Genomic DNA, 25,364 nt, shown 5'->3' on the forward strand with positions numbered 1-25,364 from the left:
ATATGGATCAAAATAAGGTGATATTAATTGTAGATGACGATCAGCGAAATATCTTTGCATTGCGTTTGACTCTAAAGGCCAAAGGATATCGGGTGTTGAGCAGTAATTCAGCTCTGGATGCGATCCGACTATTGAAAACGGACGATCAGATTGCCCTGGTTTTGTTGGATATGATGATGCCGGAGGTCGACGGTTATGAAACAATACAGTTAATCCGAAAGTTGAATTCCAATAGTCGGTTACCTATTGTAGCTGTTACGGCACAAGCGATGAGTGGGGATAGAGAAAAATGTTTACATGCCGGGGCGCAAGCTTATATTTCTAAACCTATTGACGTTGATAAATTGACGCTTGAAATTGAAAGATTGATTTAGATGTTGGGCTATAATATGATAAGAGACCATGAGGTTGATATCTTGCTCGAGGATATATACCGTCAATATGGCTATGATTTTTTGCAGTACAGTAGAGCCTCCATTAAGAGAAGGATTAATCGAATAATGACCAACGACCGATTGGCAAGCTTTGCTGAACTGCGATTTGCTTTGAAAGACAATGCCGAATTTCTACAACATTTCGTTGAAGAGATTACGGTAAATTTGACAGAGATGTTTCGGGACCCGCTATTTTTTCGGGAACTTCGAGAAGAAATTCTTCCTCAATTGGGTACCTATCCTTTAATACGGATCTGGGTTGCTGGCTGCTCTACAGGTGAAGAAGCATATTCTATGGCCATTTTGTTAAAAGAAGCTAATCTATACCATAAGTCGTTGATTTATGCAACAGATATTAATCCTAGAGTTCTTGAGATTGCGCGTAATGGCGTTTATCCATTGAGCTTGGTCAGGACTTTCTCTGAAAATTATATGGAATCAGGGGGAAAGCAGGACTTTTCGAATTATTATACTGCCAATTATGAGTGTGCAAAATTTGATGATGAATTGAAAAGAAAAATGATTATATCAACGCATAATTTGGTGTCCGACACTTCGTTTAACAGTTTTCAATTGATTTTGTGCCGCAATGTATTGATTTACTTCAATAAGGAATTGCAGGAACGAGTTTTTAAATTATTCGACTCGAGTCTTGAAAATTTAGGATATTTAGGTTTAGGTAGTAAAGAAACGATACGATTTTCTAGCATTCAGCATAACTTTACGGCTGTTGGCAATCATAAAATTTGGAAAAAACTTTATACCTTGTAGCTGTATGCATGTAGATATGATTTTTTATCCAATATTAAACGTAGGGAGTAAAGTATTTTAACTATTTTATGAGTAAAACAAAAACTGTATTAATATTTGATGACGATACCATTATTTTGGAAGTCATAACTGTCGTATTAATGGATTTAGGGTTGAATGTTGAAGTTTCCGAAACTTCTCATGATATTATCCCACGGGTCGAATCTTCAAAGCCTGATCTCATCTTGATGGACAATTGGATTCCTAATATAGGAGGTGTTGAAGCAACTAGGCTGCTGAAAGCGGATGTTCGATTTAATCATATTCCCGTAATTTACGTTTCAGCGAACAACGATATTCAATCGCTGGCTGATCGCGCCGGAGCAGATGATTTTCTATCCAAACCATTTGATTTGGAAGATCTGGAAAATATTGTACATAAATATATCGCTTAACAAAATTGGTATGCGGATCTGCTACCAGCAATGGTTTAGTTCTTCACTTGGTAGAGTTCCTTACAAAATAAAAAAGCCTTTCAACAATGAAAGGCTTTTTCTGCGGAGAGTGAGGGATTCGAACCCCCGAACCTGTGACAGTTAACGGTTTTCAAGACCGCCGCATTCGACCACTCTGCCAACTCTCCGCGACAAAAGTACGAATTTTTGCTCTTCCACCAAATTTTATTTTATAAATTGAGCTTATTGAGCTTTTATAAGCTGAATATCAGCACTAAATTTTACTTCATCACTTACCATCACGCCACCTGTTTCCAGTGCAGCATTCCAGCTAAGTCCAAATTCCGAACGTTTTATTTTACCTTCTACGATAAATCCAGCTTTGGTATTGCCCCAAGGATCTTTTTGTATGCCAGCAAACTCTAAGTCGAATGATACGGGCTTAGTAACATCACGTATCGTCAGATTTCCTTTAATCTCATCATTTTCTAAACTCGTTGCTTCAAACGTAATCTCTGGATATTTTTCTACATCAAAGAATTCTGCGCTTTTGAGGTGGCCATCGCGTTGTTCATTACGCGTATTGATAGATGCCGTATCAATAACCACTTTCGCAAGCGCATTTTTAAAATCTTCTCCCGCTGCATCAACATCTATTTTAAAAATGTCAAAGTTTCCTTTAACGTTTGTGATCATCATGTGTTTTACTTTGAATTCTATCTCGCTATGTGCAGCGTCTAATTCCCATTTTCCTTGTGCCATAATTTTATGTTTTTATTATTTGTTTAATAACACAAAGGTAACAGCTGTTTTATTTATTTTGTTTGACCTACATCAATAAAATAATCTTGTTGAAATGCAACGAGTTATTGGAAAACCACAAAAAAATCGAATTGATATTTTGGAAATATGAAGCAAATGTCTACTTTTGCATTACCAAAAGAAACGCGCCAATAGCTCAGCTGGATAGAGCATCGGTTTTCTAAACCGACGGTCTCAGGTTCGAATCCTGATTGGCGTACTAAAAAGCTCTTTTATTTAGCATAAAGGGGCTTTTTGTGTGTGGTACTTTCACGCATTACCTAATATTTTTAAATCACATAAGAATTGGGGATCATAAGGATCATATCGAAAGTTTTGGGTAAATGATCGATATGTCGTATTTAGAGCGCTGTCGTTTGACTCTCCATATTAATAATTTTGTTTACTAAAAAGCGTGTTAATATGGAGGAGAGATTCAAAAAACAAGTATATGAAGTGGCTAAATTGATTCCACATGGACGGGTGACGACCTATGGGGCGATTGCCAAGGCCCTAGGTTATCCCAATCATTCGCGGCATGTTGGCAAGGTAATGGGTGGATGCCCGGCCGATGTTCCGGCCCACCGAGTAATTTCAAGTGGGGGGATGCTAGCAGTGCCTGGATTTCAGGAACGTTTGGAAGCAGAGGGACTTGTTATAAAGAACTGTCGAGTTAAGGATTTTAAAAAGTTGTTCTGGGATCCAATAAAGGAATTAAATGATTAATTTAAAGAAATGAGATCCTGTGCTTTCCTACGTGGAGTGAATGTGAAAGGAATTGATATTAAGATGGCTGATGTCACATCCATAATGGCTTCTGGAAATATTATCTTTTCGTCTGACCAGTCGGCAGAACTCCTTGAGCGGTTAATGGAAGAATGCATGTCGACACATTTTTTCTATGATGCTTCCTTGTTTATCCGGTCAAAGGAAGAAGTGTGTTTGCTCGAGAAAAATAATCCTTTCGACATGCATGACGATTATAATGTATATGCATTTGTTGGACTCGACGGCATCGAAAGGATATTGATGGGCGAATTCAACCATTCAATCCCTTTGCCAGGGGAGAATGCTGAAATAGTCCATGCTATTTTTTATTGGCGAGTGCCCAAAGGGAATACCTTGGATTCGGCGTTTGGAAACGTGTTGCGGAAAAAGCATTTGAAAAATAAAATGACAAGCCGTAATATAAATACTTTTGGGAAGATATTGCAAAACATGGGCGAATCATAAAAAGAGCCCATTTCTACTTGGGCTCTCTATCTTTTCAATACTTTTATCAGTTTTAATTTATCGTTCTTGATCGATCTCTGCGGATTGAGCCCAGATGTTAATATGACCGTCTTTTGCATAGAGATCAATTTCTTGAATCTCATCTTGACTAAAAGACAAATTTGTTAGTGCACCTACACAATCTTTAACTTGCTGTGGTTTTGATGCACCGATCAGCGCCGATGTAACCTGTTTCTTACGTAGGACCCAAGCGATAGCCATCTGCGCTAGAGATTGTCCTCTACGCTGTGCGATAGCATGTAAAGAAAGGATATTTTTCTGATTCTCTTCGTTTAGGAATTTTTTCTGAAGTGATTTTGATTGCGAAGCGCGGCTGTCTTGAGGGACTTCATGCAAGTACTTGTCGGTGAGCATGCCTTGCGCCAGCGGCGAAAATACAATAGAGCCAATTCCAATCGACTCCAAGGTATCAAGTAAGCCATCAGTTTCTACCCATCTATTAAGCATGGAATAGCTGGGCTGGTGAATAATGAAGGGTGTCCCTAATGATTTTAGGATCGCATAAGCTTCCTTAGTCCTTTGGGAATTATAAGATGAAATACCTACATAAAGCGCTTTTCCGCTGCGGACCAAATGATCTAGCGCTAACATGGTTTCTTCTAATGGTGTGTTAGGGTCGAAGCGATGGGAATAGAAGATATCAACATAGTCGATACCCAGTCGTTTAAGTGATTGTTCACAGCTTGCGATCAGATATTTACGGCTACCCCATTCTCCATAGGGTCCACTCCACATGTGATAACCTGCTTTTGATGAAATGATGATTTCGTCCCGTAGGCCGTGAAATTGTTCCTGTAAAATTTGTCCAAAGGCTTTTTCAGCACTTCCAGCAGGTGGTCCATAATTGTTTGCAAGATCGAAATGCGTAATGCCGAGGTCAAATGCCGTTGTACAGATATCTGCTTTGGTTTGATGCGGAGTATCGTCTCCGAAATTATGCCACATGCCTAAAGATATTGCTGGTAATAAAAGGCCGGATTGCCCGCAGCGGTTATAGATCATATTACGGTATCGGGCTGAATTTGGTATATACTGCATAGTATTGAATAAGTTTCCTATAAACTAAGATAAATTTTTGCTTATTTGCAAGTTTTGCTCGTAAGTTTTTGGAGTGAGGGAACTTTACGATAAATCGTGTGCTATTTTAATTACGAGACATAGAGAAAACTGTTCTAATTTGGCTTTCGCAAAACTAAATTTTATGTATTTTTATACACACTAAAGAATTGTTTTATGGAAGCGATAAGGAAAGTTCAAATCACGCTATATTTTGTCTTGATTACTGTATTTAATGGTTATGCACAGTCAAAACATCTGCTTTTTAAAACCGAATTCGGTAATTTTAAAGTTGTTCTTTATGACTATACACCTCATCATCGTGATTTAATTTTGCGTTCAATTCGAGATCATGTTTATCACGACGCTTTATTTAATCGGATTATCGAAAATTTTGTTGTACAGGGCGGAGAGCATGATATAGATATTGCAAAACGTGAGGCTGCAGATCCTCTTCATCAACAGCCACGGCTGACAGCGGAATTCGACGATCGTGCTTTTCATAAAATGGGAGCACTTGGCGCGGGACGAGACGGGAACCCCGAAAAGGCATCTTTTTTGAATCAAATCTATTTTGTTGTGGGGAAGAAAATTACAGCAGCGGAACTCCACAGTTTGGAATTAAAGAAAGGTATAAAATATACTGCTGCACAAAGGAAAGAGTACCTTACCAATGGTGGGCAGCCCAGACTGGATCATGATTTTACTGTTTTTGGTGAAATTTATGAAGGTTTTGAGGTAATCATGAAAATTAGCCAGCTAAAAACGGACAATCAAGATTATCCACTTCAAAAAGTGCCTTTCGAGATTGTCGAGATTAGTAAATAATTTTATAAATCCTTACTGGACGTCGTATGAAGCGGATCCAGCAAGGGGCTGTTTGTGAAGTTAAAAAGCGACTTTTTTAGGGTCCGATCCAGAAAACCCCATTTCAGGTAAATCGAGGATAGTTTTGATATCGCTTGCTGTCAGCTCAAAATCGTCGATAGCTAAATTTCGTTTTATATTATCGGGATTGGTTGATTTTGGCAGCGGCAAGATGCCCTGAGATAAGGCAAATTTGATACAGATTTGTCCAACACTTGTATTCTTTTCCTTAGCCAGTGCAACGAGTGTTTCATCCTGTAATATTCTGCCCGAACCCAGGGGTGACCAAGCCTGAACAAGGATGTCATTGGATTGGCAGAGCGCCACGGTATCTTTCTGAAGATAACCCGGATGAAATTCAATTTGGTTCACGGCAGGTACGATTGTCGCTGACTCCAATAATTTGGCCAGGTAGTCTTTTGGGAAATTACTCACACCGATCGCTTTTATTTTTCCCTGTTGATACAGATGCTCAAAAGCTCGCCAGGTGTCCGCATTGATGTCAGCCCAGTTTGCAAATTGTGTTTCATTGGCTGGCCAGTGAATCAGGTAAAGATCGAGATAGTCCAATTGTAGATCGCTGAGTGATTTTTCAAATGCAGCAATTGTCTTATCGTATCCACGTTCGGTATTCCAGAGTTTTGTTGTAATAAACAGTGAATTACGATCTATACCACTGTCTTTTATAGCCTTCCCAACACTCTTTTCGTTTCCATATATAGCTGCAGTGTCAATATGTGTGTATCCAGCGGCAAGAGCTTCTTTAACTGCCTGATAAGCTTCTTCGCCCTCGGGAATTTGCCAAGTTCCAAATCCAATTGCCGGAATTTCAATTCCATTGTTCAATTTGAATGTTTTCATTGTCAGTTGTGTTTTTTAATTTGAGCTAAAATAGGATTTCGCCTGTAGTATCCGGTCACTGAAATGTCAAGAGGGATACTTTTGGGCGGAGCTGAAGCGACTTATTCTGTATTGCCAAAATATATTTATTTTCACAATTTTATTGTCAAAAGGGGTGCAATTCCTCGTTAATTATGGCATTAATTCTTATCTTTAGGCGAATTTTTGAGAAATTCAGATTTTTCAATGATTTCACATAGCATTAAAAATTAAACATATTTCTAATAGATTACTATGTCAAACAAATCAAAAATTGTTTGGACAAAAACAGATGAAGCTCCTTTATTAGCGACTTATTCGTTTTTGCCTATCGTTCAAGCGATTACAGCTACAGCTGGTATCGATGTTGAATTGAGAGATATCTCTTTAGCAGGCCGTATTCTTGCTAGCTTTCCAGAATTTTTAAAAGAAGATCAAAAAATTACTGATGCATTGGCTGAGTTGGGACAGTTGGCAACAACTCCTGAAGCGAACATCATTAAATTACCGAATATCTCCGCATCAATTCCGCAGTTAAAAGGTGCTATCGCTGAATTACAGCAAGCAGGATATGCTGTTCCGAACTATCCTGATGAAGCGACCACAGATGAAGAAAAATCAGCCAAAGCTAAGTATGCAAAGGTATTGGGTTCTGCTGTAAATCCTGTATTGCGTGAAGGAAACTCAGATCGCCGTGCACCTAAAGCGGTTAAGAATTATGCAAAAGCAAATCCACATAAAATGGGTGCTTGGGCGAAAGATTCCAAAACAAAGGTGTCATCCATGACTTCAGGTGATTTCTACGGTTCAGAACAGTCGGTAACCGTTGAAAATGAAGGCCAATTCAAAATTGAGTTTGTTGATGAGCAAGGTGCAGTAACAGAATTAAAAGGACTTTCTGCATTGAAAGCGGGTGAAGTTATTGATTCTTCAACGTTGAGCTTAATTGCATTGAAAGCTTTTGTAGCTGATGCTATCGCTGAAGCGAAAGCCGCAGGAGTATTGTTGTCTGCACATTTAAAGGCAACAATGATGAAAGTTTCTGATCCGATTATATTTGGTGCTGTTGTTGAAACTTATTTTGCAGATGTTTTTGCGCAATATGGCGATTTGTTCAAAGAGCTGGGTATCAATAAGAATAACGGTTTAGGCGAGGTTTATGCTAAAATCGCAGGTCATGCAAAAGAGGCTGAAGTGAAAGCTGCTATCGACGCTGCTATCGCAAATGGTCCTGCTTTAGCGATGGTAAATTCGGATAAAGGTATTACAAATTTCCACGTACCTTCTGATGTAATTATTGACGCTTCTATGCCAGCAATGATCCGTATCGGTGGTAAAATGTGGAATAAAGACGGTCAAGAAGAAGATACGATTGCTATGGTTCCTGATCGTTGTTACGCTGGCGTTTACGAAGCGACAATTGAAGACTGTAAGGAGCATGGTGCTTTAGATCCAAAAACAATGGGTTCTGTGCCAAACGTAGGTTTGATGGCGCAAAAAGCTGAGGAATACGGATCCCATGATAAAACTTTTCAAGCTGCAGGAAACGGAGTTATTCGCGTTGTTGATGCGGAAGGAAATGTTTTCATGGAGCAAAAAGTAGAGACAGGAGATATCTTCCGTATGTGTCAAACGAAAGATGCTCCGATTCAAGACTGGGTGAAATTGGCTGTGAATCGCGCTCGTTTATCTGAGACACCAGCTGTATTCTGGTTGGATGAAAACCGTGCACATGATAGAGAAATCATTAAAAAAGTAGAAAAATACTTGCCAAACTTTGATACAACTGGTTTGGATATTCGTATTTTATCTCCGATTGATGCGACGAAATTCTCTTTGGAACGTATTCGTAAAGGCGAAGATACTATTTCCGTGACTGGTAACGTATTACGTGATTATTTGACGGATTTATTCCCGATCTTAGAAGTGGGTACATCAGCTAAGATGTTGTCGATCGTTCCATTGATGAATGGTGGTGGTTTATTTGAAACAGGTGCTGGTGGTTCGGCTCCGAAACACGTAGAACAATTCCTTCAAGAAGGTTACTTGCGTTGGGATTCATTAGGTGAATTCTTGGCACTTGGTGCTTCTTTGGAACACTTGTCTCAAACACAAAATAATCCAAAAGCGCTGGTATTGGCGGAGACATTGGATGAGGCAACGGAGAAATTCTTGGCTAATGACAAATCTCCGGCACGTAGAGTTGGTCAGATCGATAACCGTGGGTCGCATTTCTACTTGACATTATACTGGGCGCAGGCTTTGGCAGCGCAAACAAAAGATGCTGAATTAGCTGAGAAATTTGCGACCGTTGCAAATGTGTTAACAGAAAATGAAGCGAAAATCAATGAAGAATTGATCGCGGCTCAGGGGCATGCACAAAACATCGGTGGTTATTATTTCCCGAATGATGAATTGGCTGCGAAAGCAATGCGTCCTTCTGAAACATTGAATAATGCAATTTCTAGCATTTAAGCAGTAATTGTTTTCATAAAAAAGAAGCGCAGTTCGTTTGATCTGGGCTTCTTTTTTGTTGTTTGCAAAAAGTGTAGCAATTCCACTAGTTTAATGGATGTTTGACACCTGTAAAGGTCATCTTAACAGGTATGATATGTCCGTTTTTGTCAAATTTCATTTCTTCGATGCAAGTTACTCGCTCGTTCGCTCCATCTTTGCCAAGCGGTCTACGGTGATAGACAATAAAATATTTGTCCTTGTTGGGTACTTTGATAACCGAATGATGACCCGCGCCAACGGCTACCTCGGGATCCCGTTCCAATATTGTCCCGATGCGCTCAAAAGGGCCAAAGGGCGAGTCGGCGATGGCATAAGCGACTTTGTAGTCGGGGCCTGTCCAGCCGCCTTCCGACCACATGAAATAATATTTTCCATCTTTTATAAACATAAACGGTCCTTCGACGTAATCCTTAGGGGTGATTTCCTTGTAAAAGGTACCATCATCAAAAGGGAGCAAACCTGTGAAATCTGGTTTGAGTTTGACCATATTGCAGTGCTTCCAACCGCCATAATACATGTAGAAAGTGCCGTCTTTATCTTTGAAAACAAACTGATCTATCGGCTGAGCGCCATTGATAATATCGTTGATTAGGGGTTTGCCCAATAGGTCGGTATAAGGGCCTTCTGGCTTGTCAGCCACAGCGACCCCAATGCCTCCGATCTCTCCCTGATGCACATCATTGGCTCCGAAAAACAGATAATATTTGCCCTTGTTTTCCAATACTGCAGGTGCCCACATGGCTTTTTTCGCCCATTTAACGTTGCTGTTCTCCAAGATGCGGCTATGTTTTGTCCAGGTGGCCAAATCGGAAGATGAAAACGCGTCAAAGAATATCTGCTCTTCATAAGGCGCCGAATAGGTTGGGAATATCCAATATTTATTGCCATAGATAATGCCTTCAGGATCAGCGTAGTTTCCCGTGATAACAGGATTCTTCTGGGCAAAAAGTGTCGCGGTTAAAAGTAAGGTTGTCGATGTTAAAAATGTTTTAATCATTATGTCGGTTTAAACTTGTAAGGTACGGGATAGATTTGATTGGGATATGACTAAATGAATCATTTATATGACCATTTGTCTCATTGTTTTTTGAAATGTTAAAATTTTGTTAAAATATTATTATGCTTTCGATTGTTTCCGATTTATTTCACATATTTGTTTATGTCATTTCCAAATGGCATAAATACTTTTCATAAAATAGGTTAATAATATGGCTAAGATACCCAAAGTCTCCCAGACTTTGGGTGTTTTTTTATTCTCGCTCCAACCCAAAAATCATTACTAGTTTTCTGTCGTTATATAAATTTAAGGTTTGTTCGGCTATGTCAAATTGAATTTGTTTTTGTTCAAAAATTTGAAAAAAGTCATTTTCGATATTTATCCCATTGCAGGCGCGCATGGTGCTTGCTAGATGTAGAAAGCTGATTTTATCGTCTTTAATGGCAAAATTTCCCCAAAAATTATTGCATCCCGTTGTGCCGGTAATCGTGCTATTTTTGGCATCGAACCCGATACTTGCTTTGCTGGAGCTGACATCCTTTCCATTTAGCTGAAGTAGATTCCATTTAAAACGAGCAAGAAATGTGGCCACACTGGGCAGTTCATTTGCACGTTCTTTCGACAGGACTTCAATTAAACTATAACTGACGGAGTCTGTATCTTTTTGTTTCGTTTGTTTTACACGAATACGGTAACGGTAGCCTTCCTTGTAATCGAAACCTTGAATTGTTGACGTGAGGTATTCCCATTTATTCCTTTTGTCAGATTTTACCTGCAGACATTTCAGTTTGCCAAGGCTCTGGGCATTCACGTAGTTTTCTCCAACTTCCCATGTGGCCACCGCTGTATTTTCCGATAGTGATTTTGTAATCGTTTTGGCTAAGGTATATGTCGAATGTGAACCGTTTTGACGTTTGAGGATCCTGATGTCGTAGTCAAATTTGGGGTCATAATCAAATTGCAAGATTTCGGCATAGAATTTCTCCCAATCTTTGCTGTTGTAGTATTTGACAAGATACGGCGGTGTTTGCTGAAGACCTGATTTTACTTTTACGCGAAATGAAGAGCTCTGGGCAAGTAAGCTTTGACAGGGGAGTAAGAGTGTTAAAAAAAGGAGCAATGAACTGTATGTGGAAGGCTTCTTCATAATTAGAATGTAAATATCAATAAAAACGTATCTTTAAACATGAATATTGCACGGGTGAATCTGTGCCTGCTACTTGTATTTTCTCTGTTAAGTCTGCAGGTTTACAGCCAAAATAGGAAGGATTATTTTAAAACGCAAATTGCCCTTGGGGAATTGACGGATCCACAACTGAAAGAGGTGTCGGGTATCACGCCGGCTTATCGGGAGGGCAATTTTTGGGTGCATAACGATAATGGTGATGGTGCAACTATTTATTTAATTGATCGTCAGGCCAAACTACTGAAGACGTTTTCACTCGAAGGGGTATCTGTCGTCGACTGTGAGGATATCGATCGGGTGAAAATTGGGGACACCTATTTTATCGTCCTTGCGGACATCGGAAACAATAGCGGGAAAAGAACCTGGACATGCCTGTATGTATTTCCTGAGCCTCAGGCTGATGATCCTGGGCTTATTCCGAAAAAGTCAATTCGGGCGATCTTTCTTAAATTTCCGGGCCAGAAACGTTTAGATGCCGAATCGATTATGATTGATCCAATAGACAAAATGTTGTATGTAATATCTAAACGTGAATTTCGATCGACTGTTTATTCCGCAGCGGTATTTACAAATTCTAAACAGCAGTATTTTACCTTAAATAGCGTAGCGGAGCTCCCATTTACTTTTGCTACTGCTGCCGCTATAGATCCGACCGGTACACAGTTGCTCGTAAAGAATATTACCCATATTTTCTATTGGCAGAGGAACTGGAGTGAATCCTGGAAACAGGTACTCCAACAAAAGCCAGCTATTCTGCCTTATCAGGTGGAGCCACAAGGGGAAGCGATAGCTTTCGATAGCAAGGGAAATGGATTTTATACAATTAGCGAGCGTCCATTTGGTTTAAAATCCTATCTTTATTTTTTTGAAAGAAATCAATAAATTTATGATAAACACTAGACCTATTTTCAGTTATTCGCTGCATAATTTTCATCAAACCGAGCCTATCAAAAACTGCCTATTTTGTTCAAGAGGTATTAGGCTTATGTTAATTGCCTTCGTTTTATTTTTATGTACCCTCACGAACGCCTTTGCTGCCAAAGTGGACACCTTGTCCATTCAGAGCCCATCCATGGGAAAGGCAATTAAGACTGTCGTAATTCTTCCTCAAAGTTACTCGAACAAAGTCAGCTATCCCGTCCTCTACCTGTTGCATGGTTATTCCGGTAATTACAGTAACTGGGTCAAGAATTCCAGTATAAGCACATTGGCAGATCAATATGGTTATATGGTGGTATGTCCTGACGGTGGTTTTGGAAGCTGGTACTGGGATGTTGCGAATAATAAAAATTACCAATATGAAACTTTTGTGTCCAAAGAGCTGATCGATTATATGGATCAGCACTATTCGACGATCAAGGATCGGAGCGGAAGGGCAATTAGTGGTTTAAGTATGGGGGGGCACGGTGCGCTGTCTCTGGCCATAAAACATCAGGATAGCTACGGCGCTGCAGGAAGTACAGCTGGTGGAGTAGATTTTAGACCTTTTCCCTTAAACTGGGAAATTAAAGATCGCATTGGAAATTACGCTGATGTACCGCAAGAATGGGATAATCGTGTTGTTATTAATATGGTTCCTAAATTAGTCAACAATAAACTTCGCTTAATCATCGACTGCGGTAAGGAAGATTTTTTCTACACTGTTAATGTTGCATTGCACGATAAATTAATGTACCATAATATAAATCATACTTTTATTACAAGTGAAGGCGGGCACAATTGGGAGTACTGGTCACGTTCAATAGTTTATCAAATGGCTTTTTTTAAAGGATATTTTGATCAAGCAAAGAAAAGTGAAAAGAAAAATGGATAAAAATTTGGCATAAATGAATAAAATGCTATTTTTGTTAAACAGAGAACTTAACTAACAAATTATAAACTTATTATTAAGCCTTACAAATTGTAAGGCTTTTTTATTATTTTCAGCAAAATTTTTGACTTCACTCGATTATGTTTAAGCCTATAAAGGTTGTTTTTTGTTTTTCTTCCATTTTGTTCTGCGTGCAGCAGGCATATAGCCAACAGTCTAAGTCTATTTCTGGGTTCGTTAGGGACAGTATTAGTGGTGAAAATATTATTGGTGCCGTAATACGAAATGATACTGAAAAGAAATCCACCGCTTCAAATAAATATGGTTTTTTTAGCTTGTCGCTTCGTGATGGAAGCAAACCGATGGAGGTTTCTTCTGTAGGTTATAAGACCAAAGTATTCTCTGTTCAATTTGATAAGGACTCTACGTATATTATTCAGTTGGTGCCAGAAGAAAATCAACTGGCGGAAGTGACGGTAACAGGAAATAGACGGAAATCCATTAAGGATCTGACTCCCGGGCTTACCCAGTTCAGTCCAAAAGAAATTGAAAAGGTTCCTGTATTATTTGGGGAAAAGGATATTCTAAAAACCATTCAGCTATTTCCGGGAGTGACCAGTGGTGGTGAAGGAAGCAGTAATTTTTACGTGCGTGGCGGTGGTGGCGACCAAAATCTAATCTTATTGGACGAAGCGCCTGTATATAATAGCTCGCACTTGTTCGGTTTTTTCTCAACATTTAATTCCGATGCGATCAAGGATGTTAATTTCTATAAGGGGGGCGTTCCAGCTCAATATGGAGGTAAAATATCCTCGGTAATGGAAATAACAACCCTGGATGGAAATAATCAGCATTTCAATGTGGAAGGTGGGTTGGGGCTTATCGCTTCGAGGCTTAAACTGGAGGGGCCGATTCAAAAAGGCAAGAGCTCATTTATGATCTCCGGTAGACGTACTTATGCTGATCTTTTCTTAAAGCTTTCAAGTGATGAGAATATTAAGAAGAGTGCGCTCTTTTTTTATGACCTCAATGCAAAATTAAATTATCGCATCAATGATAAGAATACACTTTACTTGTCTGGATATTTCGGCAAGGATGCGATGGCTTATCATGATTTGTTTGACTTCAATTGGGGAAATGCGACTGCAACCATGCGCTGGAACCATGTGTGGAGCAATAGGTTGTTTAGCAATACTACGCTTATTTTTAGCAAATTCAATTATCAGGTTAAGATTGAGGATGATAACAACTTTAAAATCCGTTCAGACATCTTTAATTATAATTTTAAACAAGATTTCCAATACAATCTTTCGGACCGTCACAATCTAAAATTTGGATTGCAGGCAGCCTTGCAGGAAATCCGACCGGCAAGTATCGAAGCTGGCGAAGATTCGAAGGTGAATTCATTGCAAATTCAACATCGCAAGGGTGCTGATGTTGCTGCTTATTTAACCGATGACTGGTCTATTACCGATCGTTTAAAATTAAATTACGGACTGAGGGCATCCGCTTACGCAACATTGGGGCCGGGTACATTTTATACCTTCGATTCTGCAGGTGAGGCCGTAGATTCTACCTATGTGGGAAATGGCAAGTTGGGTAAAAAGTACTTCTATCTGGAACCTCGCGTTTCCTTAAACTACGCTATCAATGATTTAACGACGTTAAAGGCTTCTTTTAATACCAATGTTCAGTATCTGCATCAATTGAGCAATACAACCAGTAGTCTTCCTACAGATCAATATGTACTGAGCAATAATACGATTAAACCCCAGCTATCCAATCAGTATTCGCTTGGTTACTTTCGGAATTTTGCATCCAACAGATATGAATTCTCTGTTGAAGGTTATTACCGAGATTTAAAGAACCAGATTGATTATAGGAATGGCGCCGATCTACAGGCAAATGAATTGCTGGAAGGAGAATTGCTGTTTGGAAAAGGTAGAGCGTACGGTATTGAATGGTTTCTGAAAAAGAGACTGGGGCGATTTAGCGGCTGGCTGAGTTATACTTTATCCAAAAGTGAGCGGCAATTTGAACAAATTAATGATGGTCAATGGTTTAACGCACGTCAGGACAAAACGCATAATATAGCTATTGTAGCGCAGTATCAGTTAAATCCGAAGTGGAATTTAAGCGCGAATTTCGTATACTATACAGGAGACGCTGTAACGATGCCCGCGGGGAAATATTTTGTTGACGATCGTACGATCTTTTATTACGATAAAAGAAATGGGCAGCGGATGCCTGCTTATCACCGCCTGGATTTGGCAGCAACTTATGATATTAAGCGGACAAAGAATAGCTACTCGAGCTTGTCGTTTGGTCTTTATAATGCTTATAATCGAAAAAATGCTTATTTGATCGACTTTAGAGAAAAAGAAGGGCAATCCAATGTCACCGAGATTTATCGGATAGCATTATTTGGGACGATCCCATCGATTACTTGGAATTTTAAATTTTAGCAAAGAATGAAGAAGATATTAGGAGTTATAGCTGTTGCATTATTTACTTTAGGGAGCTGCGAGGACAAAATAGATTTGGAACTGCCCGAAAATACAGGTCAATTGGTTATCACCGCAGATTTGATGGTTTCGGATCAACAACATGAGATTAGTATACAGAAGGTTGTAAGCATTAAAGACTCTCTATTTTCTCCGATAACAGATGCGGAGGTGAGCGTTAAGAATATGCAAAATAATCGCACTTATATGTTTCAAGCGGGAGCTGATGGGCTGTATACCAATAAAACATTACGGTTACAGGAAAAGGTCACTTACCAGTTGCAGGTAAAGACCGCTGATGGAAGGGAGATCCAAGGGGTATCAAAGGTTCCCAGCTATGTGGATGTGGATTCTATTGGGCTTTCAGAGCGAATTATTTTTACTGACACGATTTACTATCCGACCCTCGTATTTATCGATCCACCGGAAAAAGGTAACTATTATAAGTATAAAATGTCGGTCAATGGAGGTAAATTACGTTTTATTGATGTCTTTAACGATAAGTATAACAATGGCTTAGAGGTGCAGCACGATATTGTCGACCGTGATAGAGATTTGAAAGTTGGTGATCGCGTGCGTATCCTACGTCAATGTATCGATGTAGGCGCCTACAATTACTGGAATAGTTTTCAAATGATTAATCCCGGTTCGGCTTCACCATCTAATCCGATTTCAAATTTAAGCAACAATGCACTGGGGTATTTCAGTGTCAGTGTAGGTAAATATTACGAATCTGAGGTGACGTTTGTTAGAAGTAAACCTTAATCTATTCTCGAAAGCTGATAGTGATTTTTTAATAAAAACTCTATTGTTTTAGGTAGAACATATTCGACACGAGGAATGGCTTTGATATTATCATGAAAAATGATAACAGAGCCATTTTTAATGTTGGGCAGAACGTTTTCTAGGCATTTCTGGGGACTTAAATTCGGATCAAAATCACCAGACATAATATCCCACATGATCACTCGGTATTTTTTATAGAGTTGACGGAGTTGGGATTTTGTTGCTCGGGCATAAGGCGGACGAAAAAGATCGGTCTGGGTCAGTTCCTGGCATTTCGCAACATTTGCCAAATACTGCTCATCATTTGTTTCCCAGCCTTTGAGGTGGTTGTAAGTATGGTTGCCTACCTGATGCCCTTCATCTAAAATTCGTTGAAACAAATGTGGATTTTTTTTAATATTTTCACCAACACAAAAAAATGTTGCCTTTGCCTGATATTTTTTTAGGATATCGAGTATAAAAGGTGTAATTTCAGGAATTGGACCATCGTCAAAAGTAAGATAGACTTTTTTTTCATGACGTGGCATATTCCATATTGATTTGGGATATAGCCATCTAAGGAAAAATGGAGATTTGACAAAATACATAACCGATAAATGAAGTTCAAATCTAAAAAAAAATGTATGGTTCTACATATGGACATGAAAAGATTTTATTATTCTGCAGTAGTATTTACTGGGTTATTTCTAGGAACTAATGATTTGGTTCAAGCCCAACAGGTTGTGGGGGTGGCAGAAGCCATTCGTATGACATTGGAACGGAACGTACAGATAAAACAAGCGGCGCTGAACAAAGACCTTGCTGAGCAGGACTTGTTTCAGGCAAAAAGTAATTTATTGCCGAACCTGAGTGCTAGCGTGGATCAAAGTTTTCGTTATGGCTTTGGTTTCGATTTAACTTCCGGACGAATCGTCAATAACACCTGGACAAAAGGAACCAGTGGCTCGGTGGGATCAAGTGTCAATTTATTTCAGGGCTTTCAACAGATCAATCAGATCAAAGCGAATAAGTTGCAACTGGAGTCTACGGCGACTCAGGTGGATAAGATCAAGAATGACCTTGTGCTCAATGTGTTGGTTAATTATTTGGAAGCTATTACCAATCATGAGATGATGGTTGCGAGTGATGACCAGATCGCTTTGTCGAAACAGCAATTTTCACTGGACTCCATCCAGTTTGCAGTTGGTAATAAAACGATTGCCGATCTTGCCAAATCAAAAAATCAGGTTGCTACAAATGAATTGAACAAAGTTAATTTGAAAAATTCATATGAAATGTCTTTGTTGACCTTGAAGCAGCTGATGGAAATGCCTCCTGAAACGCCTATTTCCTTGGAACGTCCAAGCTTGGAATCTATATTGGTTCATGCAGTGGATAAAAATGCGGTGGATGTCTACCAGAAAGCGCTCACATTGCAGCCGGATATTCATAAGTCTGCATTGGATAAAGAGGTCGCATTGAAACAAATCGATATTGCAAAGGGGGGCTATTATCCAACACTCAATTTGAACGTGAGTTATGGAACGAATTACTCATCTGCGACAACAAGGCAAACAGATCCATTGGATCCTGCGACCCTTTTTAGAGTACCTTTTGGCCAACAAATATCGGATAACAAGTCTTTTTTTACCGGTTTATCTCTTGCTATTCCAATTTTTTCAAGAAATCAGAATAAAGTAAATGTGGCCAAGGCAAAGATCGGTTTGAAACAGGCTGAAGCCTCCGAGCAATTGGCAAAAAATAACTTAAACAAGGCCGTTAATCAGGCTGTATTGGATGTGAATGCGGCCAAACAACGCTATAGCTCGGCTACCGTAGCATTTGAAAGTGCTGAAACAGCATTTAAGGCGACAAAAGAACGTTACGATATTGGTATGGCGAATTCACTGGAGTTGTTTACTGCTCAAACGGAACGAAATAAGGCCGAATTTGACCTTATTCAAGCAAAATATAATGTAATATTCAGATCAAAGATCATTGATTATTACCTCGGAAATCCAATTCAATTCGATAACAATTAACCTATTTGATTTAACAAAAGAAATGGCAAAGAAAAAACGTAGCATTGGAAAAATTATATTGATTATAGTAGTGCTCTTGGTAGTCCTTGGTTTTATAGGTTTTAAAGCAGGCTGGTTTGGCAAAGGAGAGATTACCAAAGTCGCGGTGGATGTAGTAAAAGAGATGGATGTTGATGAATTAGTTTCTGCAAGTGGGAAGATTCAGCCTGAAGTGGAGGTTAAACTGAGTTCAGAGGTATCTGGAGAGGTTGTTGAGCTTAACATTAAAGAAGGTGATTTTGTTAAAAAAGGACAAGTACTCTGTCGGATCAAACCAGATATTTTGCAATCTGGTTATGATCGATCTGTTGCAGCAATGAATTCACAGCGAGCCAATTTAGCCGCTGCGCAACAGCAATTAAAACAACAGGAAGAAAACTTCAAAAATGTAGCTGCTACCTATAAACGGAATCAGGAACTTTTTGAAAAACGTGTTATTTCTGCCTCAGAAATGGATAAAAGTTCGGCCGAATATCATGCAGCACAGGCTTCTATCCAAGCACAAAGAGAGACTGTACGTTCTACAAAGTATGGAATTGATCAATCGCAGGCATCAGTAAAAGAAGCACAGGACAATTTAAATCGGACGACAATTTATGCGCCATCTGATGGTATCATTTCCTTGTTGTCTATCGAAAAGGGAGAGCGTGTGGTTGGAACGGCACAGATGGCCGGTACAGAAATTATGCGTATTGCCAATATGAGTTCGATGGAGGTAAATGTCGATGTAAATGAAAATGATATTAACAATGTAAGAGTAGGGAATCAAGCTGAGATTGAAGTCGATGCTTTTAAGGACAGAAAGTTTAAAGGTGTTGTGACCGAAATCGCTAGCTCGTCTAAAAACATCGCAACGACAACTACGGCGACATCATCGACAGATCAGGTGACAAATTTTAATGTAAAAGTTCGCATCAGCGCAGAATCGTATCAAGACTTGATGAAAGAGAATGTGGCATCGCCATTTAAACCGGGTCTGTCTGCAACAGTTCAGATATTTACAAAACACGATAAAGGACTGGTTGTCCCGATTCAATCGGTAACCGTGCGCTCTGATGATAAAGACTCTACAAATACAAATAAGAAAGTTGATGAATATGTATTTGTCCTAAAAGATAAAATAGTTAAGCAGGTTTTGGTTAAGACAAGTATTCAGGATGATAAAAATATCATTGTTACTTCAGGACTGAAAAAAGGAGACGAGGTCGTTTCTAGACCATTTGATGCGATTTCCAAAACCTTAAAAGACGGTAGTCAAGTTGAAAAAGTTGATAAGTCAAAGTTATAAATCTCTTTGTAGATAATAATTAATAAAAAGGGAATTGTTTTTTAATAATTCCCTTTTTATTTTCCTTATAATTTATTAAATTTAAACAACCCAATTGTTAGCGGCTTATGAAAAGGCTATTGGCTTATTTTAAATTTAGTAAAACAGAACAAAATGGATTTTTCATTATTTTGGTGATTATCGTTTTGTTTGCGACGATTTATACGCTGATTAAACGTAATACGAGAGATCCTATTCCAAATCAGGCCAAACTTTTTGAACAGTCCTTTCACGATTCTATAGAGATTTCCAGTACACCCAACAAACAGGAGTTTAATAGCCCCTATGTGAATAAAAACGAAAGTGTTGTATCCATCTCGCCGACTACAGATTTAGATGATGAAAAGCTATTTTATTTTGATCCAAATAATTTACCTCACGCTGATTGGCATAAGTTGGGACTTTCTGATAAACAGATTGCAGTACTGAAAAATTATGAAAAAAAGGGGGGGCGTTTTAAGGTAAAAACCGATCTGAAGAAAATTTACTCCATTAATGAGCGACTTTACAAGAGATTAGAGCCTTACATCCAAATAAAAACAATTCCCGATTCGGAACGAACGAAACAACAGGACAGAGCACCTTTGCTGTATGATAAATTTGAAAGAAATAAAGCTGAACTTATCGATATTAATACCTGTGATACTACGGCATTAATCAGTCTTAAAGGGATAGGCTCAATTCTATCCAAACGTATTTTGAAATATAAAGATGTTCTTGGTGGTTTCTATCGTATAGAACAGTTAAAGGAGGTTTATGGAGTTACGGCTGAAACGTATGATCTAATTAAAGACTATATTGTTGTAGCTAATTTAGATGGAATCAAAAAAATCAATATTAATAAAGTTGATGCAAATTCATTGGCTAAACATCCGTATCTTAGCCCTAAAGATGCGAAACTAATCGTCAATTATCGGGATCAACATGGAAGTTATGTCAATATAGAAGATTTGACAAAAATAGGAACACTTTCAGATCTTGCGATTGCGAAGATTGCGCCTTATTTAATATTTGAGAATGATTCAAGATAAATTGAAATTGGAAATCCGGGATATTGTGGATTTTCCTAAACCTGGTATTGTCTTTAAAGATATTACCCCTTTGTTGAAAGATGCGGCATTGTGTAGCGAAATGGTTGATGCGATTATTGATCAATTGCAAGGAATAGAGATAGATGCTATTGCTGGAATTGAGAGCCGGGGTTTTCTATTTGGATTTTTACTTGCCAATAGGCTGGGCTTGCCTTTTATTCCAATTCGAAAACAAGGTAAATTACCTTTTAAGACCGTATCTGAATCTTATGCATTGGAATACGGCCAAGCAACGATTGAAATCCATGAAGATGCTTTTGAAAAAGGAAGCCGCATATTGGTTCACGACGACCTTTTAGCAACAGGGGGGACCGTCGTTGCCGCCAGTAAACTTATTGAAAGACTTGGTGGCGAGATCGTCGCTTATAGTTTTATCATCTCTTTAGACTTCCTAAAGGCGAAAGGAAGATTATCCAGGTTCAGTGATAATATCTTTTCATTGGTAAGTTATTAATTTAAAAATATACGATTTAGAGCATTTCACATGATACTTTTTGCAAACGCTAAACTAAACATTGGACTGCAAGTAATTGCCAAGCGTACGGATGGTTATCATGAGCTGAACAGTGTTTTTTATCCACTTCCAATTTACGATATTATCGAATTATTGGATACGACTGCTACGGAGACAACACTAAATATTCAGGGAGAACATATCCCAGGAAATCTCCGTGATAACCTTTGTATAAGAGCTTTTGAATTGTTGGAAAAAGATTATGGCATTCCGCCCGTTTCAATTGATTTGATCAAACAAATTCCGATTGGAGCAGGCTTAGGGGGCGGTTCTGCCGACGCGTCTTTTGTTTTGAAAGGGCTCAATACGCTCTTTCAATTGAATCTTACAGAAGAGCAACTAGCGGGGTATGCCGCAAAGTTAGGAGCCGATTGCCCTTTTTTTATCGCAAATAATCCTGTTTTTGCAACAGGCATTGGGACTGATTTTAAAGACTTAAATCTAAATTTGGATGGCTACCATATTGCAGTCATTATGCCCAATATTCATATTTCTACAGCGGAAGCTTATGCTGGTGTAGAACCTAAGGTGCCCGAAGTTAATTTGGAAGAAGCAATTCGTTTACCTATCCAAGAATGGAAGTTCCATATTCGAAATGATTTTGAGGATGGTATTTTCGAGAGTTACCCATTGTTGAAAGAAATCAAAGAAACTTTATATCAAAAAGGAGCGATATATGCTTCTATGTCGGGCTCCGGAGCGGCTATTTATGGTATATTTTGGGAAAAAACAGATTTAAGCGAGCTTGCAAAATATGGCAAGATCTATCATCCAACCAAGCTGTAAGAGTACTATCGGTTACTAAAAAAGCATTATGTATACCTGTTTGGACAAATAGACATAATGCTTTTTTTAGTATGTTATTAATACTCTTCTTCCACTTGATAGTTTATGAGTTCGCGAGCCTCATTTAAAACCTTTTCTTTCCGTTCTTTTGTTAAGTTTAGAAGATCCAATTTTTCGGGATTACTAACGATATCTTTCACTAAAATAAGCTGATTTGTGAGCAGTTGTTGTTCCTCAAGGTCTGAAAGCGTTGTTAGACAAGTGACTGGATAGAAAACTGCTTTATCTACTCTTTTTTTAATGCTATTTTCTTTGGGGTAATCCCAAGAGAGCAGGTTGATATTATAATATTTAGCAAAATCAATCGAGTCGGAAGTGAAGTAAGCATTGGTAATCAGCCAGCCTTCTTGAAATTGCAGCTGCTTTCCAAAAAACTGATAATTGATATTGCTGATATCTTTGAATCTGGAAAGGTAATACATAGGTGTTGTGACCGATATTTTAGCGTCAATATCGTTTCGAAATTTGCACTCCGCGGTAATCAGTTTGCCGTCCTTATAGGCGACAACGTCCAATTCATGCGAAACAGCATGCCCCTGTACGGTCTGTCCCGTGGTGCTTTCATAGCCGATGGATCGTAATAGGTGAGCAATGTATTTTTCGAAGTAGAAGCCTTCAGGGCCGAGTTCACGCAGGGCTTTCTTAAGGCTGTAACGTGCGGCGAAGGAATTTCGTACTGTTTTTAAAGTATCAAAGGCCAGCTGATAGAGTTCTCTTGTTGAAATGCCATCATATATTTCGTTGAGAACCTTATCGTAGACCTGATTGACCTGGTCAGCATTGGCACCGGAACGAGAAAGCGAATGGCGTAGCGATTCACCATTGAAAGGTACCAATTCACCAGAATATTTTTTGATTTGCATGTATTTCTAATTTGTTAAATACGAATATAAGAGATGTCGTCGGAGAAACAACATAAAAAACTATTATTCTATTCCTAAACTTTTTTAGGGCACCATTTGTTTATAACATGTACGATAAATAAAATAGAGATAATTATGAGTAACCTACTAAACTTTGCATTTGATAAGATAAAAACGAAGATCGAAGACGATTGTATCGAAGAAAATATTGGCAACTCTGAGCGTGTTTTGTCGGTGATTGCCGGCGGATTCATATTGGGCTTGGGTGTTAAAAAACTGTTTAAATCCCCACTTACTGGATTGTCTGGATTAACCCTTGGTGGAGCTTTGATCTATCGTGGCGTAACGGGTCATTGTGATGTTAAGAAAGTATTAGAAGATAAGGATATCAAAAAAGTTGAGGTGATTGAGCATCGCTATTTTGTTAAATAGCAAGCCTTGTATCCCTAGCTTAATGTAAAAGTGTTTTTAGTGGAGGCTTCTACAGGTCTGCCTGACAACAATGCGGTACTTACTTCGGCCTGTGAGCGGGGTTCGAATAATGTGAGAGCACAGTGACTGGACAATAAAAAGGTGGACTCAACGTGGACTCATGGTGGACTCACTGTGCTTACAAGGCGAATTTGGTAATAGCTCGTCCACTAGGTGGGGCATAGTTTTGGCAATAAAAAAGGAGATGATAAAGCATAAAAAAGAGGCGAATACTTTTGAAGTGTTCGCCTCTTTTTTATGTTTACCTGTTTGAACAGGTGGGATGGTTATACGTTAAAACGGAAGTGCATGATATCGCCATCTTGGACAATATATGTTTTTCCTTCCACTGATAATTTTCCAGCTTCTTTTACTGCATTTTCGGAGCCAAGCGTGACGAAATCGTCATACTTAATTACTTCAGCGCGGATAAATCCTTTTTCGAAATCTGTGTGAATGACACCTGCAGCCTGAGGGGCTGTAAATCCGTTCTCAATCGTCCAAGCGCGGACTTCTTGTACACCAGCAGTAAAATAAGTGGCCAGATTTAAAAGCGAATATGCGGCGCGGATCAGCTTGTGTACGCCAGATTCTTCAAGGCCAAGGTCATCTAAGAACATTTTGCGTTCTTCGTAGCTTTCCAGTTGTGCAATTTCGGATTCGATCTGCGCAGAGATAATCAATACTTCAGCTTTTTCGTCTTTTACAGCTTCCTTAACACGTTCGACATAAGCGTTTCCTGTGTTGACGGAGCCTTCATCTACATTACATACATAAAGTACAGGTTTAGCGGTCAATAATGCTAAATCCTGAATAAACTCAAAATCTTCAGCTTCTATCGCTGCCGTACGTGCAGATTTGCCTGCCTCAAGATGATCTTTAACGATCGATAGGATGTCAAATGTTCTTTTTGCGTCTTTGTCGCCGCCTGTTTTAGCCATTTTCTCAACCTTTTGGATACGTTTTACAACAGTGTCCAAATCCTTAAGCTGTAACTCGGTGTCAATGATTTCTTTATCTCTGATGGGGTCTACCGAACCATCAACGTGGATCACGTTTCCGTCGTCAAAACATCTTAAAACGTGAATAATAGCATTGGTTGTACGAATATTTCCTAAGAATTGGTTGCCTAAGCCTTCACCTTTCGAAGCGCCTTTTACAAGACCTGCGATGTCGACGATCTCGATTGTATTTGGAACAACACGTTGTGGGTTGACTAATTCAGCTAATTTATTGAGACGGGCATCCGGTACGGTAATTACCCCAACATTTGGTTCAATTGTACAAAATGGAAAGTTAGCCGCTTGCGCTTTCGCGTTCGACAAACAGTTAAATAATGTTGATTTACCGACGTTTGGTAAACCTACGATACCGCATTGTAAAGCCATATATAGTGTAAATTTTTGAAATTGCACAAAGATAGAAAATTCACTGTAATTTTTAGCTATCTTGTCGAATGGTTCATTGGTACAAAATTGAACATGCCGATTTTCTGAAAAATCAGGGCATCAGCGAACATAAATTCGGTGGAAAAATTATTTGTATAACGTGGTTTGAAGACCAACTCTATGCTTTCTCCCGAAAATGCCCTCACGCTGGAGCACCACTGAAAAATGGCTGGTGTGAGCGTGGAAAAGTAATCTGTCCTTTTCACCGCCACGAATTTGATTTAATTTCAGGTAGGGGTAATCCTGACCAGCATGATTTTATTACTGTTTACCCCGTAAAATTAGAAGATAAAGAATATTATGTCGGTTTGAAAATAGGCTTTTGGCAACGCTTATTCACTTAGAAAGTAACGAAAATATCATATCTCTTCGCGTGAATCATATATCTAGCCAGTAAATAAGTATATTT

General features: G+C 38.9%; 26 protein-coding genes and 2 tRNA genes. 19 read left to right on the forward strand and 9 right to left on the reverse strand.

Annotated elements, in window-relative coordinates:
• Positions 1–2: 2 nt before the first annotated feature.
• The 3 genes from VXM68_RS15085 (at position 3) to VXM68_RS15095 (ending at position 1,639) form a co-directional block, all read left to right on the forward strand.
• Complete coding sequence (locus VXM68_RS15085) at positions 3–374, forward strand: response regulator (protein ID WP_294349715.1); 372 nt, start codon at positions 3–5, stop codon at positions 372–374.
• Positions 375–1,205 carry a protein-glutamate O-methyltransferase CheR gene (locus VXM68_RS15090; protein ID WP_294186439.1) on the forward strand — a complete coding sequence of 277 codons (831 nt, stop codon included), beginning with the start codon at positions 375–377 and terminating at the stop codon, positions 1,203–1,205.
• Positions 1,206–1,273: 68 nt separating this feature from the next.
• Complete coding sequence (locus tag VXM68_RS15095; RefSeq protein WP_293952650.1) at positions 1,274–1,639, forward strand: response regulator; 366 nt, start codon at positions 1,274–1,276, stop codon at positions 1,637–1,639.
• A gap of 103 nt (positions 1,640–1,742) precedes the next feature.
• Here VXM68_RS15095 and VXM68_RS15100 read toward each other — a convergent pair.
• Positions 1,743–1,827 (reverse strand) — tRNA-Ser (locus tag VXM68_RS15100).
• 55 nt (positions 1,828–1,882) lie between these two features.
• Positions 1,883–2,401 (reverse strand): YceI family protein, encoded by a 519-nt coding sequence (locus tag VXM68_RS15105; protein ID WP_293952652.1) that lies wholly within the window; start codon positions 2,399–2,401, stop codon positions 1,883–1,885.
• A gap of 185 nt (positions 2,402–2,586) precedes the next feature.
• Between VXM68_RS15105 and VXM68_RS15110 the strand changes: the two genes are divergently transcribed.
• The 3 genes from VXM68_RS15110 (at position 2,587) to VXM68_RS15120 (ending at position 3,673) form a co-directional block, all read left to right on the forward strand.
• Positions 2,587–2,660 (forward strand) — tRNA-Arg (locus tag VXM68_RS15110).
• 203 nt (positions 2,661–2,863) lie between these two features.
• Entirely contained in the window at positions 2,864–3,166 is a 303-nt protein-coding gene (locus VXM68_RS15115) for an MGMT family protein (protein ID WP_367209231.1), read from the forward strand.
• Positions 3,167–3,175: 9 nt separating this feature from the next.
• Entirely contained in the window at positions 3,176–3,673 is a 498-nt protein-coding gene (locus VXM68_RS15120) for a DUF1697 domain-containing protein (RefSeq protein ID WP_367209232.1), read from the forward strand.
• 57 nt (positions 3,674–3,730) lie between these two features.
• On the opposite strand, the gene mgrA is transcribed toward VXM68_RS15120, so the two are convergent.
• The gene (mgrA, locus tag VXM68_RS15125; RefSeq protein ID WP_293952658.1) at positions 3,731–4,771 is read right to left on the reverse strand and encodes an L-glyceraldehyde 3-phosphate reductase; all 1,041 of its coding nucleotides are present in this window, start codon (positions 4,769–4,771) and stop codon (positions 3,731–3,733) included.
• 195 nt (positions 4,772–4,966) lie between these two features.
• Here mgrA and VXM68_RS15130 point away from each other — a divergent pair, with 195 nt between their 5' ends.
• Positions 4,967–5,617 (forward strand): peptidylprolyl isomerase, encoded by a 651-nt coding sequence (locus VXM68_RS15130; protein WP_294349726.1) that lies wholly within the window; start codon positions 4,967–4,969, stop codon positions 5,615–5,617.
• A 60-nt stretch (positions 5,618–5,677) separates the two neighbouring features.
• Here VXM68_RS15130 and VXM68_RS15135 read toward each other — a convergent pair whose 3' ends face one another.
• Positions 5,678–6,517: an aldo/keto reductase gene (locus VXM68_RS15135; RefSeq protein ID WP_367209233.1), complete on the reverse strand. Its 840-nt coding sequence runs from the start codon at positions 6,515–6,517 to the stop codon at positions 5,678–5,680.
• A 273-nt stretch (positions 6,518–6,790) separates the two neighbouring features.
• Between VXM68_RS15135 and VXM68_RS15140 the strand changes: the two genes are divergently transcribed.
• On the forward strand, positions 6,791–9,010 hold the full coding sequence (locus VXM68_RS15140; RefSeq protein WP_367209234.1) for an NADP-dependent isocitrate dehydrogenase: 2,220 nt from the start codon (positions 6,791–6,793) through the stop codon (positions 9,008–9,010).
• An 85-nt stretch (positions 9,011–9,095) separates the two neighbouring features.
• Here VXM68_RS15140 and VXM68_RS15145 read toward each other — a convergent pair whose 3' ends face one another.
• Both VXM68_RS15145 and VXM68_RS15150 read right to left on the reverse strand, forming a co-directional pair.
• Entirely contained in the window at positions 9,096–10,049 is a 954-nt protein-coding gene (locus VXM68_RS15145) for a glycoside hydrolase family 43 protein (RefSeq protein ID WP_317667008.1), read from the reverse strand.
• 253 nt (positions 10,050–10,302) lie between these two features.
• Positions 10,303–11,196: a DUF4377 domain-containing protein gene (locus VXM68_RS15150; RefSeq protein WP_367209235.1), complete on the reverse strand. Its 894-nt coding sequence runs from the start codon at positions 11,194–11,196 to the stop codon at positions 10,303–10,305.
• Positions 11,197–11,235: 39 nt separating this feature from the next.
• Between VXM68_RS15150 and VXM68_RS15155 the strand changes: the two genes are divergently transcribed.
• The 4 genes from VXM68_RS15155 (at position 11,236) to VXM68_RS15170 (ending at position 16,314) form a co-directional block, all read left to right on the forward strand.
• Complete coding sequence (locus VXM68_RS15155) at positions 11,236–12,117, forward strand: hypothetical protein (RefSeq protein WP_367209236.1); 882 nt, start codon at positions 11,236–11,238, stop codon at positions 12,115–12,117.
• Between the two features lie 190 nt (positions 12,118–12,307).
• Positions 12,308–13,048: an alpha/beta hydrolase family protein gene (locus VXM68_RS15160; RefSeq protein ID WP_333577241.1), complete on the forward strand. Its 741-nt coding sequence runs from the start codon at positions 12,308–12,310 to the stop codon at positions 13,046–13,048.
• A gap of 137 nt (positions 13,049–13,185) precedes the next feature.
• Complete coding sequence (locus VXM68_RS15165) at positions 13,186–15,510, forward strand: TonB-dependent receptor (protein ID WP_367209237.1); 2,325 nt, start codon at positions 13,186–13,188, stop codon at positions 15,508–15,510.
• Positions 15,511–15,516: 6 nt separating this feature from the next.
• On the forward strand, positions 15,517–16,314 hold the full coding sequence (locus VXM68_RS15170) for a DUF4249 family protein (RefSeq protein ID WP_367209238.1): 798 nt from the start codon (positions 15,517–15,519) through the stop codon (positions 16,312–16,314).
• Here the strand turns inward: VXM68_RS15170 and VXM68_RS15175 are convergent.
• A complete protein-coding gene (locus VXM68_RS15175; protein ID WP_075992474.1) occupies positions 16,311–16,922 on the reverse strand; it encodes a polysaccharide deacetylase family protein in 612 nt (203 codons plus the stop codon). The two genes, VXM68_RS15170 and VXM68_RS15175, sit on opposite strands and share 4 nt — an antisense overlap.
• Positions 16,923–16,976: 54 nt before the next feature.
• Between VXM68_RS15175 and VXM68_RS15180 the strand changes: the two genes are divergently transcribed.
• The 5 genes from VXM68_RS15180 to ispE all read left to right on the forward strand — a co-directional run bounded on the left by VXM68_RS15180 (position 16,977) and on the right by ispE (position 22,113).
• Positions 16,977–18,356, forward strand: coding sequence for a TolC family protein (locus VXM68_RS15180; protein ID WP_367209240.1), 1,380 nt, complete (start codon positions 16,977–16,979; stop codon positions 18,354–18,356).
• A gap of 22 nt (positions 18,357–18,378) precedes the next feature.
• Complete coding sequence (locus VXM68_RS15185; RefSeq protein WP_367209241.1) at positions 18,379–19,683, forward strand: efflux RND transporter periplasmic adaptor subunit; 1,305 nt, start codon at positions 18,379–18,381, stop codon at positions 19,681–19,683.
• A 107-nt stretch (positions 19,684–19,790) separates the two neighbouring features.
• Positions 19,791–20,753, forward strand: a complete 963-nt coding sequence (locus VXM68_RS15190; RefSeq protein ID WP_159726881.1) for a helix-hairpin-helix domain-containing protein — start codon at positions 19,791–19,793, stop codon at positions 20,751–20,753.
• Positions 20,740–21,267 carry an adenine phosphoribosyltransferase gene (locus VXM68_RS15195; RefSeq protein ID WP_046676245.1) on the forward strand — a complete coding sequence of 176 codons (528 nt, stop codon included), beginning with the start codon at positions 20,740–20,742 and terminating at the stop codon, positions 21,265–21,267. The genes VXM68_RS15190 and VXM68_RS15195 overlap by 14 nt, the downstream gene beginning before the upstream one ends.
• Before the next feature lie 30 nt (positions 21,268–21,297).
• Positions 21,298–22,113 (forward strand): 4-(cytidine 5'-diphospho)-2-C-methyl-D-erythritol kinase, encoded by an 816-nt coding sequence (gene ispE / locus VXM68_RS15200; protein ID WP_201671262.1) that lies wholly within the window; start codon positions 21,298–21,300, stop codon positions 22,111–22,113.
• A 77-nt stretch (positions 22,114–22,190) separates the two neighbouring features.
• Here the strand turns inward: ispE and VXM68_RS15205 are convergent, their stop codons facing one another.
• On the reverse strand, positions 22,191–23,036 hold the full coding sequence (locus tag VXM68_RS15205) for an ATP cone domain-containing protein (RefSeq protein ID WP_367209242.1): 846 nt from the start codon (positions 23,034–23,036) through the stop codon (positions 22,191–22,193).
• 135 nt (positions 23,037–23,171) lie between these two features.
• On the opposite strand from VXM68_RS15205, the gene VXM68_RS15210 reads away from it, so the two are divergent.
• Positions 23,172–23,468: a DUF2892 domain-containing protein gene (locus VXM68_RS15210; RefSeq protein WP_293952689.1), complete on the forward strand. Its 297-nt coding sequence runs from the start codon at positions 23,172–23,174 to the stop codon at positions 23,466–23,468.
• A 326-nt stretch (positions 23,469–23,794) separates the two neighbouring features.
• Here the strand turns inward: VXM68_RS15210 and ychF are convergent, their stop codons facing one another.
• Entirely contained in the window at positions 23,795–24,895 is a 1,101-nt protein-coding gene (gene ychF / locus VXM68_RS15215; RefSeq protein WP_075992480.1) for a redox-regulated ATPase YchF, read from the reverse strand.
• 68 nt (positions 24,896–24,963) lie between these two features.
• Here ychF and VXM68_RS15220 point away from each other — a divergent pair, with 68 nt between their 5' ends.
• Positions 24,964–25,299, forward strand: a complete 336-nt coding sequence (locus tag VXM68_RS15220; protein ID WP_294186405.1) for a Rieske (2Fe-2S) protein — start codon at positions 24,964–24,966, stop codon at positions 25,297–25,299.
• The last annotated feature ends 65 nt before the right edge of the window (positions 25,300–25,364 follow it).

Source organism: Sphingobacterium sp. R2 (assembly GCF_040760075.1).
Classification (GTDB): domain Bacteria; phylum Bacteroidota; class Bacteroidia; order Sphingobacteriales; family Sphingobacteriaceae; genus Sphingobacterium.